This window comes from Actinacidiphila polyblastidii (assembly GCF_036353415.1).
In the GTDB taxonomy this organism is placed as follows: Bacteria; Actinomycetota; Actinomycetes; order Streptomycetales; family Streptomycetaceae; genus Actinacidiphila; species Actinacidiphila polyblastidii.
Map to the genome: position 1 here is coordinate 24,968 of NZ_JAZEWV010000020.1, position 16,671 is coordinate 41,638.

The 16,671-nt window shown below is 68.8% G+C and carries 8 protein-coding genes and 1 pseudogene; 7 read left to right on the forward strand and 2 right to left on the reverse strand.

Annotation, left to right across the window (positions count from 1 at the left end):
* Positions 1-64 precede the first annotated feature (64 nt).
* On the reverse strand, positions 65-1,999 hold the full coding sequence (locus V2S66_RS22175) for an N-acetylmuramoyl-L-alanine amidase (protein WP_330797678.1): 1,935 nt from the start codon (positions 1,997-1,999) through the stop codon (positions 65-67).
* Positions 2,000-2,453: 454 nt separating this feature from the next.
* On the opposite strand from V2S66_RS22175, the gene V2S66_RS22180 reads away from it, so the two are divergent.
* Both V2S66_RS22180 and V2S66_RS22185 read left to right on the forward strand, forming a co-directional pair.
* Positions 2,454-3,161: a DUF899 domain-containing protein gene (locus tag V2S66_RS22180; RefSeq protein ID WP_330797681.1), complete on the forward strand. Its 708-nt coding sequence runs from the start codon at positions 2,454-2,456 to the stop codon at positions 3,159-3,161.
* 108 nt (positions 3,162-3,269) lie between these two features.
* A complete protein-coding gene (locus tag V2S66_RS22185; protein WP_330797682.1) occupies positions 3,270-3,749 on the forward strand; it encodes a DinB family protein in 480 nt (159 codons plus the stop codon).
* 150 nt (positions 3,750-3,899) lie between these two features.
* On the opposite strand, the gene V2S66_RS22190 is transcribed toward V2S66_RS22185, so the two are convergent.
* Positions 3,900-4,331 (reverse strand): hypothetical protein, encoded by a 432-nt coding sequence (locus V2S66_RS22190; RefSeq protein WP_330797684.1) that lies wholly within the window; start codon positions 4,329-4,331, stop codon positions 3,900-3,902.
* An 844-nt stretch (positions 4,332-5,175) separates the two neighbouring features.
* On the opposite strand from V2S66_RS22190, the pseudogene V2S66_RS22195 reads away from it, so the two are divergent.
* The 5 genes and pseudogenes from V2S66_RS22195 to V2S66_RS22215 form a co-directional block, all read left to right on the forward strand.
* Positions 5,176-5,408 (forward strand): annotated as a pseudogene (locus tag V2S66_RS22195) (alpha/beta hydrolase); the annotation flags it as partial.
* Between the two features lie 1,009 nt (positions 5,409-6,417).
* Entirely contained in the window at positions 6,418-8,511 is a 2,094-nt protein-coding gene (locus tag V2S66_RS22200; protein WP_330797686.1) for a hypothetical protein, read from the forward strand.
* Positions 8,511-9,461 carry a hypothetical protein gene (locus V2S66_RS22205; RefSeq protein WP_330797688.1) on the forward strand — a complete coding sequence of 317 codons (951 nt, stop codon included), beginning with the start codon at positions 8,511-8,513 and terminating at the stop codon, positions 9,459-9,461. The genes V2S66_RS22200 and V2S66_RS22205 overlap by 1 nt, the downstream gene beginning before the upstream one ends.
* Positions 9,454-15,036: a DEAD/DEAH box helicase gene (locus V2S66_RS22210; protein ID WP_330797690.1), complete on the forward strand. Its 5,583-nt coding sequence runs from the start codon at positions 9,454-9,456 to the stop codon at positions 15,034-15,036. The genes V2S66_RS22205 and V2S66_RS22210 overlap by 8 nt, the downstream gene beginning before the upstream one ends.
* A 90-nt stretch (positions 15,037-15,126) precedes the next feature.
* Complete coding sequence (locus V2S66_RS22215; protein WP_330797691.1) at positions 15,127-16,593, forward strand: PIN-like domain-containing protein; 1,467 nt, start codon at positions 15,127-15,129, stop codon at positions 16,591-16,593.
* The last annotated feature ends 78 nt before the right edge of the window (positions 16,594-16,671 follow it).

The window sequence follows — 16,671 nt, forward strand, 5'->3', positions numbered from 1 at the left end:
CGCACCCAGGAGCCGGGCCCCGCAGCCGCAGCCGCAGCCGCAGCCGTACCGGCGGGCGTCGGCGTCAGTTGCCGCCGTCCTCCCAGTGGTGGGTGGCGGTGACCGCGGTGACGTCGCCGGCGTAGACGAGGGCGACGCGGTGGTTGTACTGGATCGTGTACATCTTCTTCGCGCCGATGACGACCGCTCCCGAGGTGAAGTAGTCGTCGGTGTCGGCCGGCGGCCGGGTGGCGACGTACGCCTGGCCGGCCGGGATGGTGTACATGCTCAGCGGGGCCTGCGTGGAGGCGCCCAGACCCGCCGGGTACTCCGACTTGTCGGGGTAGCTGGAACCGTAGAGCGCCACCGGGCCGGTGGTGGTGGCGGGCCGGATGATCTGCACGCCGTACGCGGTCCTGGTGTTCCTGCCGCCCGGGTTGTGGAACCACACCTTCGCGCCGCTGTACCAGATCGCGGTCCAGTCACCCTGGACGTCGGCGACGACGAACTGCTGCCCGGCCGAGGCGGTGCTGCCCCAGTCGTTGATCCGGTTCGTGCCCGGGTCGGTGCCGTGGATGGCCTGGTCGCCGAAGAGCGGGGCGGCCGCGTCGGGAGCGGTGCGCAGGTAGACGAAGTTCGACGCCTGCGGCACCTCGGTGCAGGCGGTCGTGGCGCCGGTCGGGTCGTCGGAGGGGCAGATCTGGACGGTCTGCACGTTGCCGGCGAACGGCGGGTCGATGGTCACGACGCCGCCCACGGCCGGCGTGGCGTGCGCGCCGCTGAGCGGACGGCCGACCAGCCGCATGAAGTGGTCCCAGTCCCAGCCGTTGCCCGGGTCCCAGTGCATGCCGGACACCAGCGAGGAGTTGGGCCCCGCGACGTCGTCGTGGCCGAGGATGTGCTGCCGGTCCAGCGGTATCCCGAACCGGCCCGCCAGGTACGTCACCAGGTCGGCGGTGGCCTCGTACTGCGCCTCGGTGTACCAGGTCGCGCCCTGCACGGCGTAGCCCTCGTGCTCGATGCCGATCGAGTGCAGGTTGGTGGAGTAGTTGCCGGCGTGGAAGGCGATGTCCTTGGTGGGGACCATCTGGGTCACGGCGCCGTCCGAGGAGCGCATGACGTAGTGGGTGGAGACGCCGTTGGACGGGTTGGCGAGGCCGTCGACGCCGTCCTGGTAGGTCGACTCCAGGTCGTGGATGACGATGGTGTCGATCCTGATGCCGTCGGCGGGCCGGTCGGAGACCTGCAGGCCGGCCGGCGAGCCGGCGACGAACGTGCAGTCCACGGTCGCCGGGCACTCGGTGTCGCTGGTCGCGGACGCCTCCAGGTGCAGCCGGTCCGCCTGCGCGCCCGCCGGACGCACCGACGGGGCGGCCGTCAGCCGTACCCGCTGGCCGTCGTGCGTCACCGCGGCGGCGCCGCCGCGGATCGTGCCGAAGACGCGGTTCGCGAAGCTCACCGCCCCCTGCCTCTGCGTCGACTGGCTGTACCGGGCGACCGCCCCGTACCACTGCGACGGGTCCGCGGGGGCGCCGCCGACCAGCGCCTTCTCGTACGAGGCGAGGAGCGCCGCGCCGCCGCGGATGTTCGCGGCGGGAGACGTCCGCAGCGTGTCCGCGGAGACCCCGGTCAGCTCGGCCGCGGCCTGCAGGGTGTGCAGCGCCGGCTTGGCCGCGAGCGACGCGAGATCGCTGCGCCCCGCGGCGCCCGCGTCACCGCCGGCCATCATCGCCGGGGTGACGTCGGTGAGGTGCATCGGCCCGAAGCCGCCGTCGGTGCTGGGCCGCGCGCCGTGTGCGTCCCACCCCGACTCCTGGTAGGCCACGCCGAGCAGCACGTCGGCGGGAACGTGGTATTGCGCCGCGGCGGCGCTGAAGTCCTGCTGCCGCGAGACGTCACTCGCGGCGCCGTGGGTGGTGTCGGCCAGCGCGCTGGACGGCACGACGGCCAGGCCGCCCGCGGCCAGCGCCCCCGCCGCGATCACGACGGGGAGCCTCAGCCGCTTTTTGCTCTGGTGCAAGATGCTGATCCTTACGGGAACGTGGGGACGGGCGTCGCCGGACGGACCGCCGCCAGGCGGTTGCCGGTGCGCGGCTCGGCCGCGGCCAGGGCCGGCAGGCGCCGTGCGGGACAGGCGGGCTGTCCGTTCCGACGCGCCGTCACAGCCCCGGAACCAGGCCCAGCCGATGGCGGACACCGCGACCCCATCGGGCCTCCGGCGCCACTCGCACCCTATGTGAACCATTGGCCACAGCCGCTGACGCCCCCTGGCGTGTCGGCGGCGATCGGGCCCGACTGCCCGAACGGTGGCTGAGGGCCGAACCACCCCTGGGCGGCCGTGACTTCGTCGGCGGACGGAGCCTGGCCCGCGGGCGGGCGGGCGGCGCACCGCGGCGCACCGAGGGGTGATCGACGGGCTTTGTCAGACCCGAGGTCGATACTTCGGAGGAGGTATCCGACCGTCCGGAGGCACCATGTCCACTCGTAGCAACGCCGGAAGTCCCGCCCTGCCCGCCGTCGTCGACGCCTCCGCCTGGGAGGAGGAGCTGGCCGCCCTGCGGGTGCGGGAGAAGGCCGCCACGCGCGAGTTGGACGCCATCGCGGCGCAGCGCCGCCGGCTGCCGATGGTGGCGATGCCCGACTACGTGCTGGAGGGCGAGGAGGGACCGGTCCGGCTCGCCGAGATCTTCGGCGATCACCCGCAGTTGATCGTCTACAGCCACATGTGGCATGAGGGCGCCGAGTGGCAGTGTCCGGGCTGCACCGGCTTCACCACGCAGTTCACCAGGCTCGAGGGCCTGGAGAACTTCGACGCCCGGTTCGTGATCGTCACCCAGGGCCCGATCGACGAGGCGCTCGCCTACAAGCGCAAGGTGGGCAACAAGATGACGTGGTACTCGACGGCGGACAGCAGCTTCGGCAGCGACGTCGGCGCTCCGCCGAACGGCGGATTCGCGGTCAACGTGTTCCTGCGCGACGGCGACAAGGTCTACCGCACCTGGCACACCGACGGCCGCGGCACCGAGCAGCTCAGCCATCTTTTCCCCCTGATCGACCTGCTTCCCTACGGCCGCCAGGAGGAGTGGCAGGACTCCCCCGAGGGCTGGCCCCAGTCCCCGACCTACAGCCGCTGGGCGTCCTCGCAGGAGATCGCGGCGGCGTACGGTGAGGGCGGCAACTGAGGCGGAGGCATCGGGGGCCAGGCTGCAGGACCGCCAAGGCCGCCGTGGGCGAGCCACCTTCCACGAGTCGCTGCGGCCCTCGGCCTGCGGCGGGAAAGGGGGACTCCGATGGGCTCGTTCGATGTGCCCCTGGACGACGAACGCACGCAGCTCGACGCATTCGTCGAGGAGTACCGGAGCACTGTGGAGGCGACCCTCGACGGTCTCACCGACGAGCAGGCGCGCCGGCGGCTCGTTCCGTCGGCGACGACGTTGCTGGGGCTGCTCAAGCATGTCACCTGTATGCAGCGGATCTGGTTCGAGGAGTGCGTCGGCGGCACGTCCCGTCAGGAACTCGGCCTGCCGAAGAACGCGGACGAGTCCTTCCGGCTCACCGATGACGACACCATCGCCTCCGTCACGGCCGCCCACCGGGCGGCCTGTGCGACGGCGCGGACGGTGGTCGCCGACCTGCCGCTGGACACCATCGCGACCGGCCACCGGACCGGCCCGCGCACACTGCGCTGGGTGTACTTGCAGGTTCTCCGCGAGCTGGCGCACCACTGCGGGCACGCCGACATCCTGCGCGAACAGGTCCTGGCCGGCTGACGCCCCGCCAGGTGCGGGCTGCCCCCCGCTCGGCGCCGGGGCCCTCCGCCTGCCCGGCTGACCTCCGCCGTCAGGGGAGACGGGGTGGCTGTCCGAAGCTGCCGTCCGGGTAGTGGGCCATGCCCAATTGGCCGGGTCGGGACCGACGGGTCAAGCCGACGCGGTGGCCAGCCAGGCCGTTTCCTGGGATATCCAGGTCTGGCGGCTCGCCTCCTTGACGTACAGCACAGCGGGATTTCGGTTGTGCGGTCCCCAGCCGCTGTTGGGCCGCACCAGCATGTAGGCCCCCGGCATCGCCTGCCACCCCTCGAACCAGGTGTCCTGCTGGAGCCCGCTGTCGCACCACACGATGATCGCTTTGGACCCGAAGCGGGCCCGCTGGTACACCTGGATCACCTGCAGCATCCTGAAGCCCTGGGAGTGCGAGCGGACCTTGGTCTGCTGAAAGTTCACCCACATCCGCACGGCGAGGGATTTCCGCTCGGCCTGTTTACGTCGGCTGTAGGCCCGCCCGAAGACCAACGATGCGGCGACGGCAGCGAGCAGAATGACCAGAACGCCTAAGTGCGCGACAACATCCATGAGTGCCATCCTGCCGCACGCGGTGTGCGGCTATCTTGCGCCTCGGCGCGTGCGACGCCGCCCGCACCCCATCCCGCCCAGCCCGTCGGTGTCGGCCTGCAAAGGCCCTTGTGACTGCCGACTCCGCCGGCACGATACGTCGAGGCGCTGGGGCTGCCACAGCCATGGCGCCGGGGATCGATCCCGCCGAGTGGCCTCCGCGTGAGCTGCGGCGCAGCTTCGCGTCGATTCTGCCGGACCGCGGGGTCCGCCCGGTGATCCGGACCGGCGCGACGGTCATGGACGACCTCTTCAAGGGCGATGCTGGACGTGTCGCGTCAGCGGCCGGACGCAGCGTGCTTGGCGGCCCGATGCCGTCCCCGCCGGCGGGGACGGCCCGCAGCCGTCGCCTGTGGCCGCGGCCCCACACCTGCAACTGCTCGGCGCAGTGGTCGGCCAGGGCGCGTACGGCACCGTGCCAGCCGATGCCGTACTCGAAGCGGGACTGGGCGTCGTCCGCGGGGCACATCGTCGGATGGGCGAGCGTATCCGCGTTCCAGGTGGCGGGGCTACCGCCGGGGAGCGTCCGCAGGTCCCCGCCGGGGTCGGTCGCGTGCAGCCGCCCGCACGCGTCCAGCACGGTCGCCGGCCATACGCAGGTCGGCATCGCCGTTGCACGCGGGCTCCGTGAGAACCCGTGGCGGGGAGGGCGAGCACTGCTACGTTCCCCAGGGCGTACGAGAGATCGAGGAGGTGGTACCCGTGACCGCGGTATCGACTTGGGTGCTCTCCTCCGGAGTCACGGTCGGACGATAGGCAGGTCGTCCGGGAGCGCCGTTCCTGTGCACTCCCGAAAGGCACGACCATGCGTTTCACTCCCCAGCAGCGCCTCGACGACGGCGTCGGCGGAAGCGAGTTCACCCTCGGTGAGATGCCCGGCATCCTGGAGAGCCTGTCTCGGCATCCGCTTCGGCACGGGCGCCGCTGACCCTGCTCGGCCACCCTCCCCTCGGGCTGAGCACGATGTACCCCCGACTGCTGGACCGGGCCCAGCGCTCCGCAGCGGAGGGTTTCGCCAGCGCCACCATCGAGCTTCCCCCTGCGTGAAGGGTCGAGCGACGGCTCCCGGCCCGCTTTTCTGCCTCGCGCCGCATCGGACCCGCTCGTCGGACCGCACGGCGGGCCCCGCGAAGGCGCGGCCGCAAAAGCCTGACCCGGGAGCGGAACGACCATCTTCTCCCAAGCCTCCCGGAAACGCCGTGAGGGGCGGTCTTCCGAATCGGAAGACCGCCCCTCACCTGCAGTTTCACCAGTCGGGGTGGCGGGATTTGAACCCACGGCCTCTTCGTCCCGAATGAGGCCCTGATCCCTCCCTGACCTGCGGGATTCGGGAAACCGCAGGTCAGGGGGTGGGCGGAGGCTAGTCTGAGTGGGTCTGGGGAGGCGGCCTTTCCATGATCGTCTCCCAATTTTCTCCCAGGGAGGCGGGCGCGACATGCAGCACCGCCGCACTTCTCGCGGTAGTTCGATGTCGTAGCCTCCACCGGCTGCGATGAGCCAGCGAAGTACGCCGCCGCCAACGCAAGGGCTCCCGTCGGCGCGAATCGAACCCGGCCGGTGGGTGCGGCCGCCGCCACTGGCCAACCAGCGCCGACTACGGCTCTGGGCCATCCCGTTCGGGTCGAAGAAGTTGATCCAGTCTGAGAGCAGCCCAGTTAAGCACTGCGTCCGTCGCCATCTCGATCGCCCGCCGACCCCCGGCGCCAGGCGAGCCGGAAAGCGGGCCCGGCCACGTACGGAGGAGGGTGAGCAGGGCCTTGCGCATCAAGGCGACCGTTTCGTGGAGGTCCTCCGTGGTGAACGTGGCTTTCACGTCGATGAACGGGATCGTTTGTGTCGGAGTGCGGGCCGCAGCGAACTTTGAGCCTTAAGGGGGGCGAACAAGCGTATATGCCTATCGCGTGACGAGTCTGGTGAGTAGCGTTGGCTGCGCTGGACGGATAGCAGGGCCATCCACCGTGTGCGGCGGGGTGCCGGGGTGTGAGGGCGGGGGTCCGCAGCCGTAGATGAGATATGCGGCTGTAGGTGGGGAAGCTGGAAAGGCTAGATGAGGTCTGAGTACAAGAAGTGGCACGAGGTGCTCTCTGCGGAGTTCTTCGGTGCGGGCAATGCGCTGCAGAGCACCGTCTTATACGTCGACGCCGAGATCGAACGGGAGTTGGCCGAGCGCGTAGGCACAGGCCTTGCTCAGGCTGTCGCCGGTGAACTCAACTGGAGCGATCCGGACAGATCGCTGTTCAGTCGCATTCAGTATGAATGTGAGGTATGGGAGCGGCAGGGGAGTGCGGTCCCGCCGCCGAGCCTGCCGGTGCTGGCCCTGTCCGTTCTGGCGGCTACCCGCATGGTGTCCTCCGAGGGCATGCTGAAGACCAACTTCTACGGGCGGTGGATCCAGCTGTTCGGTGAGCAGCCCTCCAGCTCACGAGCGAACAAGCTAGAGCAGGCCTTCCAGGATGTTGCCGTGATGTGGGAGAAGCTCGACATCTGGCTTGAGCAGACGGGTGGCCTTTTCGGCACCAGCACGGTCAGCACCGACGCGCTCTACTGGAAGATCGGCTACCCCATCTCGCAGGCTCTGGTCCGGGGTTCGGACCGGCAGGTACTCACCCGGTTCTTTGCCGCGACCCGCTTGCGGCCGCACAACCCTGATGAGGTCTCCGAGCGCGAGCTGCTGCGGCGCCTGCGGGTATGGACAGCGGGCCGGGACCGGCACCTGTCGCCTCGGCTCATGGAGGAGCTTGCTAGCGCCCCGGATACGGGCGAAGTCCTGATTGCCAGCCTGGTCAAGCGCCTCGCCGATGAGTGGGATGGCACTCTCCACGAGCCGGAGCGCGAGCATAGGCGGCGCGCCGTAGGGCTGAGGCTGGTAGTTGCGGACCGGGGCAGACGGCTGGAGTGGCTCGCCGAGGCCTGCGACGGCATCGACGAGACCCACGTCGCAGCGCCAGGCGGACGTACTTTCACGCTACGCAGGGCCTACGGGGACGTCTACGAGGGGCTGGAGTCGCTGCATCCTTCCTGGCAGCAGCTGGGACACGGTCTGCACCTTGAGGGCGACGACCTGGTCCTTGAGTGGGCGCCGCAGGAGGTACTGCTGTTGCGGCTCCACCCGCATCTGGGCGAGTGGGTGAGTACTGAGTACTTCGAGCCCGGCGAGCAGCACTGGATTCTGGCCGCTGACTCGGCCCTCCGCGCAGTGCGCTCCATGGTCGATGCCCTCGGCAGCCGCACCGTCCGAGAAGCGCCGGCGCCAGTGCTGGGGTGGAAGCTGTTCAAGGGCGTGCGCGCCGTCAACGGGCTGGCCTTCTCCCGGACGCTCGACCGTGGCGGAGACCACACGCACGTCCTCGAGCCCCAGATCCGACACCGCGCTGCGCTGTCTGGGGGTCTGCGCATCGCATCCGAGTACCGGGCGGGTGCCGGAGTAGCTGGCCATTTCCTCCGCGGCGGTGCTCCGGACCTTCTGCTGCCGGCCAGCGACTCTCCTGACGGCCGGGTAGAAGTTGTCCTTGACGGCCGCATTGAGAAGTTGCGCGCCGACCCGCGGGTGCCTTTCCCGCTCTGCTTGATCCCCCTCGAAGAGGGAAAGTACCGTGTGGGCACGGCGCACAGCAGCCAGGTCTTCACGCTGCACGACGGGCTTCACGAAGGACCGCCGCCCGGCACCGGGACGCTCGGATACCCCTGCGACGGCACCGCCCGGCCCGAGCTGAGCGACGCAGCAGGCTCTCAGGCCGCAATCCGAGGTGCAGAGGCACCGCGCAGTATCCGCCTCCCGCACACTGAATTGCTGCGCTCCAGCGTCCTGGAAGCCGTGCTGCTCGATCCTCACGGCGGAGTGCGCCAGGCCAAACGGCAGTCGGTCCCCGCCTGGATGGCCTGCCGCCTGCCCGCACAGGCGCTCGGCCCCTGTCTTGAGATTGAGGTACCGGGCGGTTATGTCTGGCTGGTCTACCGGACGGCGGCCCGCTGGTCGGTCAGGGCGCTGGCAGCGGTAGAAGACATACCCCCGCCTGTTCCAGCGCCGGACAACTACGCCTGGGCGTACGCCGTCCTCAGCGCCGCCCCGCGCCTGCAGGACCCCGCCTGGCTCGATTACGTAGCGGCAGCGGAAGCGGTCGCCCGAAGTCAGGGAGCCTGATGACGGATACAGGAGGCCTGCTGCTGCGCTGGGTGAGCGAGCAAGGTGCCGGCAGTCTCTCCGAGGTTAAGCAGGGCATGTGGTGGCTGGCAGCCAAGCACTGCCCAGACTTCGAACCGGGAGCCCCTGGCCGGTGGCTGCGCGACGCCGTCTCCCTGGCCTACATGGACATCGACTGGCGCAACCGGCGCTGGTGCGCTGCCCCGCCGGTCCTGACTCGCCTGCCGCAGGCGCGGGGGCTGGCAGTACTCACCGGGAGCCGGACTGCCGCGTTCGACGCGCGTGTAACGCAGGCCGTGCAGGATGGCTTGCTGGAGTTGTTCCGGGTGACCAGCGCCCGCCCGCTCAGGGATATCCCCTTGCCCCAGTCCCTCATCGTCCAGTTCGACAACGATGCAGGACTCGCACGATGGGCAGCCGAGCTCGGCGTCTCCTACACACCGTGCTTTGCGCTACAAGGAGCTGCGCTGCTCCCGCCTTTGAGTCCTGGAGCGCCGACCTCCGTGCCGGAGTTCGGCAAACCACTGGAACAGTACGACCTCGAGCGTGGCGAATACCGGCCCGTCCAGCGGCCCCGGAGCGAGGGCCTCTACCGGCTCAAGCGGCGCGACAGCAAGCGCGTATGCCAGGTCCTGCGCGACGGCCAGTGGTACGAGACCAGCCATGAGCAGGGCGTCTACCTGGCGCTGGAGACCCGGAGCCAAGCAGCGGACGTGCTGCGCTGGCGGCCTGAGAAAGACTGCGGGCGTGAGCGGTTCGGGACCCTCTTTGTCGACTGGGGATATCCACTGCCCGACCTGCACCGACGCGTCGCCGTTATGTGCTGCGGCCTCGCGCCTCGCATCAACGCCCAAGCCGAGAACCTCGCCTACGACAACGTGCCCTACGCCATAGCCAACAAGATCGCGCAATCGCTCGGACAGCACCTGGGAGAGAACGACGATGAGTGACACCGCTGCGCAGCAGCCCGGCCGCGTCGCCCGGGACGTGGACATCCTCGGTTCGTTCGAGCACTTGAAGGATGCGCTTTTCCGCTACTACAACACGCCGTTCGGGCTCGCTGACGAGTACCTCGAACGCGAGCGCCAAGACCTGTTTGATGTGGACGGCGGAGCCTGGCGGCGCCCCCTGCTGGAGGTCCGCCCGCGCTATGTCCAGATGGATGCAGGCATCGCGGAGTCCGTGAAGGCAGCGGGAGCCCACCCCGACCTTGTGGAACTGGTTCAGCTTGGGCTATTGCGTGATGTCCCCTCCCTGTACGAGCACCAGCACAGGGCCCTGGCCGCCGCTGTGCGCGACGGGCGCGATGTCGTCGTCACGGCCGGCACGGGCTCGGGTAAGACGGAATCCTTCATGCTGCCGATCCTGGCCGACCTCGTCCGCGAGTCCGCCGCCTGGCCGACCGCCTCGCTGCCGTCGAACCGCTGGTGGGCTTCTCCCGACGGCGGCTACCAACCGCAGCGGGCAGGCGAGGCCGGCCGGCACGCAGCCGTACGCGCCCTGATCCTCTACCCCATGAACGCCCTCGTCGATGACCAGATGATGCGCCTGCGCAGAGCATTGGACAGCGACAAGGCCAGGGCATGGCTCGCCCGGTCGCGCCCTGGCCACCGCCTCTACTTTGGCCGCTACACCGGGGCAAGCCCCGTTCCTGGCGATATCGGCTCGGCAGCCGGTATCAATACGCTGCGCAAAGAATTCACCGCCACCGAGGAGCGCTCCCGCCAGGCGCAGAAAGCCTCCGGCGACGGCCGCTACTTCATCCCCCGGCTGGACGGCGCGGAGATGCGCTGCCGCTGGGACATGATCCAGGCTCCACCTGACATCATGATCACGAATTACAGCATGCTCAACGTAATGCTGATGCGCTCGCGCGAGTCGCAGATCTTCGACAAGACGCGCCGCTGGCTGGAGGAGGTGCCCGACGCCCGATTCACCCTGGTCGTCGACGAGCTGCACATGTACCGCGGCACGGCAGGCACAGAGATCGCCTACCTCCTGCGCCAGCTGCGCCACCGCCTCGGTTTGGACGGCAGACCGGACAAATTCCGCATCCTGGCCGCGTCCGCCTCCCTCGAAGCCCCACGCGACCTGGACTTCCTCCAGGAGTTCTTCGGCGTCGACCGCAACCGGTTCGAGGTCCTCGGGGGCCAGCTCGTGTTGCCGACCCACACGCGCACCGACATTTCCCAGCACGCCGACGCCTACGCTGCCCTGGAAGATCCCGAACCCGCCCAGGCTGATCAGCTCCTAGCAGAGACCGGCGCTAGTGACGCACTGGTCAACGCGTTGCGCGAAGGCGACCGGCTCGTCGCCGACTTCGATACCGCCGTCGCCGCCCGCCTCTTCCTTCCCGCCGACACCGCCACGCAGGAGAAGGCGCTGCGCGGAGTTCTCACCGCGCTGCGCCGCTCAACCAACCCGAAGACCCCCAAGCTGCGCGGACACCTCTTCTTCCGCAACATCCCCGGCGTCTGGGCCTGCTCAGACCCCCAGTGCCCCGACGCCCCGCGCCCGGAGGGCATGCAGAGGACCGTCGGCAAGCTGCACTCGCGTCCCACGCCACGCTGCAGCTGCGACGCGCGCGTCCTGGAACTCCTCTACTGCCAGAGCTGCGGAGATGCATTCCTCGGCGGTTACGCACCGGCATCGGCCTTCCGTGACACGGCGAAGGGGCGCCCCTTCGAAGCTGGCCTGCTCGCGGACCTGCCCGACCTCGACTCGCTGCCCGACGCCGCCGCCTTGGGGCCGAGCGCGGCCAACTACATCGTCTACTGGCCGCGCAAGGAGAACCCGGCGGAGAAGCGAGAGTGGGATGCCACCTCGGACAAGGGCACGCTGAGCGCTCACTTCGAGTTCATGCGCAGCCAATACGACCCGCGCTCCGGCATCCTCCGCAACCAGCGCGACCATACCGGCTGGTCCTTCCACACCAGCGTGCCGCAACCCAAGAAGGGGCGGCCCCGGCTCAAGGCCGAGGGTCTCCCAGCGGCCCCAACCCAGTGCCCCAACTGCGGCGACGACTGGGAGCTCAGGCAGGTTGGCAGCGAGCGCCTGAGCCTGAGCGACCCGCGCCGCATGCGGACACCGGTCAGGTCCATGCGCACCGGTTTCGAGAAAGTCAATCAGGTACTGACCACGGGGATCCTCTCCCTCCTGCCGAACCGGCAGGCCGTGGTCTTCTCCGACAGTCGGCAAGACGCGGCGAAGCTCTCCGCAGGCCTAGGGCTACGCCACTACCAGGACCTCCTGCGCCTGCTGCTCGCCAAGGAGGTCAAGGACCAGGGCGATCCGGTCGCCGACCTCGCAGCCGTATCGGGTTTCTACCGCAAGTCCCCCCACAACCCCGTGGACAAGGAGACGGCAAAGACCGCACGCGCCCGACTGCGCGCCCGCGACCCGGAATCCTACGATGCCTGGGAGAAGCTCCAGAAGCCCCGGGGAGCCGACCTCGACGACGTCCTTGACGACGACCTCCCCGACCCGGCAGAAGAGGCAGTGCTCTACAGCCGCATCAGCCGCGTGCCCAGCCTCGACAGCCACGGCGCCGCCGTCGCCGAACGCCTGGCCCATCTCGGCATCAACCCCGGTGGCCCGAAGGCGTCATTGCAGCAGACCAGCTACCAGAAAGGCGCCCAGCCGCAGCCCTGGACCTCCCTGTACCAATGGCCCGAGCCACCCGGCGGCAAAGTGCGCGACGAATCCAGCCTGGTCCTAAGCGAACGGCAGGAGCACCTGCGCCAGGACATTCGCGAAGCGCTCAGCAGCGAACTGCTCAACGGACTGTTCGGCAGCGCCGGACGCGACTTCGAGTCCCTAGGCCTGGGCTGGCTCGCTCTCGCCTCCGACCAGGCGCCGCTCGAAGCCGAGCGGGCATCCGACGCCGCGCTGGCCCGGTCCAGCCTGCGGGTTCTCGGCCACATGCGCCGATTCGCAGGACTGCGCAGCCCAGCTGATGAACCGCCGAAGATGCTGCGCGACTTCTGGGCCAGCGCAGCTGACCACTTGGGGCAGGACCCAGACGACCTCCGCAAGACCGTCGAGCGGATCTGGGGAGAGGCAGTCAAGAGGTACGTCATCCAGCCCGAGCACGTCGCCTTGCGCCACGGCCGAGCGGTGTCCTGGACCTGCTCTGTCTGCCGCCGACGGCACCTCCACCCCGGTGTCGGAATCTGCACGAAGTGCCGGCGACCCCTTTCCGCCGCGTCCGAGCCTTTCGAGGGCACAGACGCCGACTACTACGCCTGGATGGCGCGCGGGCAGTTCGGTGATTTCCGCCTCAACGTCGCCGAACTTACTGGTCAGACCGACCGTTTGGACGCCCAGGCACGCCAGGCCCGCTTCCAGGGGATCTTCCTCGACGGCAAGGAGCACGAGCTCCCCGACACCCTCGACGTCCTCTCCGTCACCACTACCATGGAAGCCGGAGTCGATATCGGCCCGCTGTCAGCTGTCCTGATGGCGAACATGCCGCCGACCCGGTTCAACTACCAGCAGCGCGTCGGACGGGCAGGACGGCGCACCTCGCCGGTCGCGCTCGCGCTCACCGTGTGCCGCGGCCGCAGCCACGACGAGCACTACTTCCAAGACCCCAAGCGCATCACCAATGACCCGACCCCGCCGCCGTTCCTGTCCACCGACATGAAGGACATCTACCAGCGCGTCCTCGCCGCCGAGGTGCTGCGCAGGGCATTCGACGCGGTGCGGGGCGCGATCGGGGACGACGCAGGGCCGGACCCGACCCGCAACGTTCACGGCCAGTTCGGCCGCACTGCGGGCTGGCCCGCCGTCAGCGAAGCGATCGGCGTGTGGATAGAGTCGCACGGCGCCCGGGTCCGCAGCCTCGCCGAGGCCCTCGCCGACTGCACCCGCAGCACCTGGCCGCCAGCCCAGGCGGCGGCATGGGTGGCCCAGGAGCTTGTCAACCGCGTCACGCAGATCGCCAACGAGACCCACGGTCACCATGAACTCAGCCAGCGGCTGGCGGAGTCCGGCCTGCTGCCGATGTTCGGATTCCCCACTTCAGCCCGCTACCTGTATACCAAGCGCCCCTCCGACTCCTACCCCTGGCCGCCGAGCGGAGTGGTCGATCGGTCGCTAGACATCGCGATCTCGCAGTTCGCTCCCGGCGCCGAGACGGTCAAGGACGGCCAGGTTCACACAGCGGTTGGCGCCGTAGCGTTCGAGCCGACCGGACGATTCCCTCGAGCCGTGGACGAACCGCTGGGGCAGCCCGTTCTCATCGGTATGTGTCGCGCGTGCGGCCACCTCGCAGAGGACGTGCAGGCGCTGACGGAGCCGGAGGAGGCCCCTCCGCAGCCCTGCCGCGCCTGTGGAGCGGCCGACGGCTCCTACCGTGAGATCGAACTGCGCGAGCCGGCGGGCTTCTACTCCGGCGGCAAGGCCCGCGACTTCGACGGCAACTTTGCATGGAGGGCCAGGTCGCTCGCCCCCCGAACTGCCGCAGACCTTGAGCGCGGCGCACCGCAGAAGATCGCGGCGCCCGGCATGGTGGTCCACGCCGGCAAGGGGCGGCGGTACGCGGTCAACGACAACGGCGGTCGACTGTTCCGCTTCGCAAAAGTAAGCCCGACTGCAGGCTGGTCCGGCGCCTTCCTGGAGACCGGGGCGGCTGAACTGTTCTCCTGGCTGGCGAAGGACTTTGCCGCCGACGAGGAACCGCTGATCACCGCTATCGGCGCCACACAGCACACGGACTTGTTCCTGCTCGGACCCCTGGACGGCGAGATCCCGGCGCTCGGTCTGCGCCTAAACCTCACCTCCGTGCCGCAGAGTACCGGCTTCTCGGACGACCGCTCGGGGAGGCGGGCGGCCTGGTACTCGCTGGCCGCCCTGCTGCGGACGGCTGCGGGCTCGCTCCTGCAGGTGCAGCCCAACGAGATCGCATCCGGTATCCATGGAGCAGGCTCCGGGAGCAGCAAGGCGCGGACCTTCGCCTTCCTCTCCGACACTTTGGACAATGGCGCTGGCTACTGCACACACCTCGCCGAACGGGAGGTCTTCGAGGAGCTCATGGCGACCGCCAACACGATGCTGGACGACTTCGCGAACGGTGCCCACGGCCGCGACTGCCGCGGCTCGTGTTACGAGTGCCTACGTGACTACACGAACATGGCCTACCACAGCCTTTTGGACTGGCGACTGGCCGGCGACCTCTTGGCCATCCTCCAAGGCGCGGGCGCCGCCAGCAGCCAGCGCGGCCGCCGGGCCGCGGGACTGCTGCGGAACTGGGCGGCGGACTTCCCTCCCGGCGATGCGGAGTTCGTGGACGACCTGGGCGGCACCGGCCCCGCGGTCCTCTTCGAGGAGCGGGTCTGGGTCGCTGCCAAGGGCCCGTTCGAGGCGGCCGACGCCACGCTGTCCTCCTCCCGCATCAGCACCGTGCGCGACTCTGTCGCAGCGCACAGTCGAGGCGTTCCCGACGTGGTATTCGTCGACGACTTCCTCCTCGACAAAGCCCCGGCACGGGTGTCAGCGATGCTCGCTGACTTCGGCGGGGTGTAGAGGTCTTGCGCGCTGCTCCTTGCGGTTCCAGGGACGCAAGGAGCAGCGCAGCCCCCGCGCAGGTCTGGAGTGCCAATTGCTTGTGTCAAGATGATCGACTATGGGAGGGGCATGGCCGAGCCGGAGGGGGATATGGGCGAGCCGGTACTGCTGCAGCGGTTTTCCGCCTGGCTCCAGCCTGGGCCGTCGGCTGCGGACGCGGAGCGCAGCGCTTTCTTCTCCGACGGCGTCATCGTGCTGGACACGAACGTCCTGCTGAGCCTGTACGAGTACACTGAGACCTCCAGGGAAGAGGTCCTGTCGGCGCTCGAGCAGACCGTAGGACGGCTGTGGATGCCCTACCAGGTTGGCCTTGAGTTCGTCCGCGGCCGTCGCAGCACACTGGAGTCCCGCAAAAGGGCCCTCGCAAGCGCCGCCACGGAAGTCAATAAGAAGCTCATGGCGGCCCGCAAAGCGATTGTCGAAGCCAAGGACGTCGTATGCGCCCAGCTCGATAAGTACGCCCGAGCTCAGCAGGAGATAGCGGGACTAGACACCCTGGTCGCGGATGGGGATGTCGATGCGCATTTGGATGTTTACCGGCACGAGTTCAAACGTCATCTGGACATGCTCAAAGCCGACCACGGTCTAGCATTGAATTCTGCCGATGCGGAAGACCCAATCCTGCCGCGGATCGCGAAGCTCTACGGGGACGGCGTCGGGGAGCAGCCGGACGATGATCTCCTGCGTAGACGTTTGGAGGAAGCGACCGCCTTTCGGTTCCCGAACAAAATCCCTCCCGGATTCTCCGACGCTGACAAGGACACGCCGCTGAAGTCTGCTGGTGACTTCCTTCTCTGGGAAGAGATGATCGAGCACGTTTGCCAGCTGCCCGCCAACGGTCGCCGCGTGTTGTTCGTGTCGAACGACACGAAGGAGGACTGGTACGAGCAGCGCTCGGGTTCGAGCAGCTCTCGCCCGTGGCCGAGCCTCGTCGACGAACTGCGGAGGAGAGCTCAGGCAGACTTGAGGATCGAGACGCCTCCGCACTTCTTTGGCGGGATCAGGGAGTTCCTGGACGCAGAGCTCGCCGCGGATACTTACGCGGAGATCGAGCGGGTGTCAGAGGCGTTCGATGCGAAGGTGCCAACCACGCCGCTGCTAGTCACTGAGGAGACAGCCACCCATCTGGACCCGCCAGGGGAGCTGGCGCTTGCTGCGTTCAATTCAGTGGGGCTTGTCTCTTCGACGGTACGTGCGGCTTTGGAGTCGGAGTCGCCGTCCCAGCGGTTGTTCCAGTGGTGGCTGATCGGTGTGACAGCTCAGCTCGGACGGCGGGCCGCGGGAGAAGCGGAGCCCTCCGTAGGCATCGCTACAGCCATGAGAAGCAGCGAGCCGCCCTCCCAAGACTGGGTACCTGGTACCGCCCTCTCACCAGCCGAGTGGCTCCACCGAGACTCGTCGTGGATCGCACCGTGGTTCATAGACCTGTTGGACTCCATCCCGCAGGGGGACCGCGCTGTCCTGCGTCGGCTGGCAGCGCAGCAAGCAGAGAGCAATAGGCGCTCCGGCAAGTAACGGCTATCAGTGCAGGTTGCGGCCTTGGAAGTGGTGAGCGGGTTAGACCTGATCCGGGGTTTGCTCCGGCGTCCGGGT

Coding starts and splice junctions, on each gene's coding strand:
- V2S66_RS22200 (WP_330797686.1), top strand. CDS start 6,418: ATGAGGTCTGAGTACAAGAAGTGGCACGAGGTGCTCTCTGCGGAGTTC.
- V2S66_RS22190 (WP_330797684.1), bottom strand. CDS start 4,331: ATGGATGTTGTCGCGCACTTAGGCGTTCTGGTCATTCTGCTCGCTGCC.
- V2S66_RS22180 (WP_330797681.1), top strand. CDS start 2,454: ATGTCCACTCGTAGCAACGCCGGAAGTCCCGCCCTGCCCGCCGTCGTC.
- V2S66_RS22215 (WP_330797691.1), top strand. CDS start 15,127: ATGATCGACTATGGGAGGGGCATGGCCGAGCCGGAGGGGGATATGGGC.
- V2S66_RS22205 (WP_330797688.1), top strand. CDS start 8,511: ATGACGGATACAGGAGGCCTGCTGCTGCGCTGGGTGAGCGAGCAAGGT.
- V2S66_RS22185 (WP_330797682.1), top strand. CDS start 3,270: ATGGGCTCGTTCGATGTGCCCCTGGACGACGAACGCACGCAGCTCGAC.
- V2S66_RS22210 (WP_330797690.1), top strand. CDS start 9,454: ATGAGTGACACCGCTGCGCAGCAGCCCGGCCGCGTCGCCCGGGACGTG.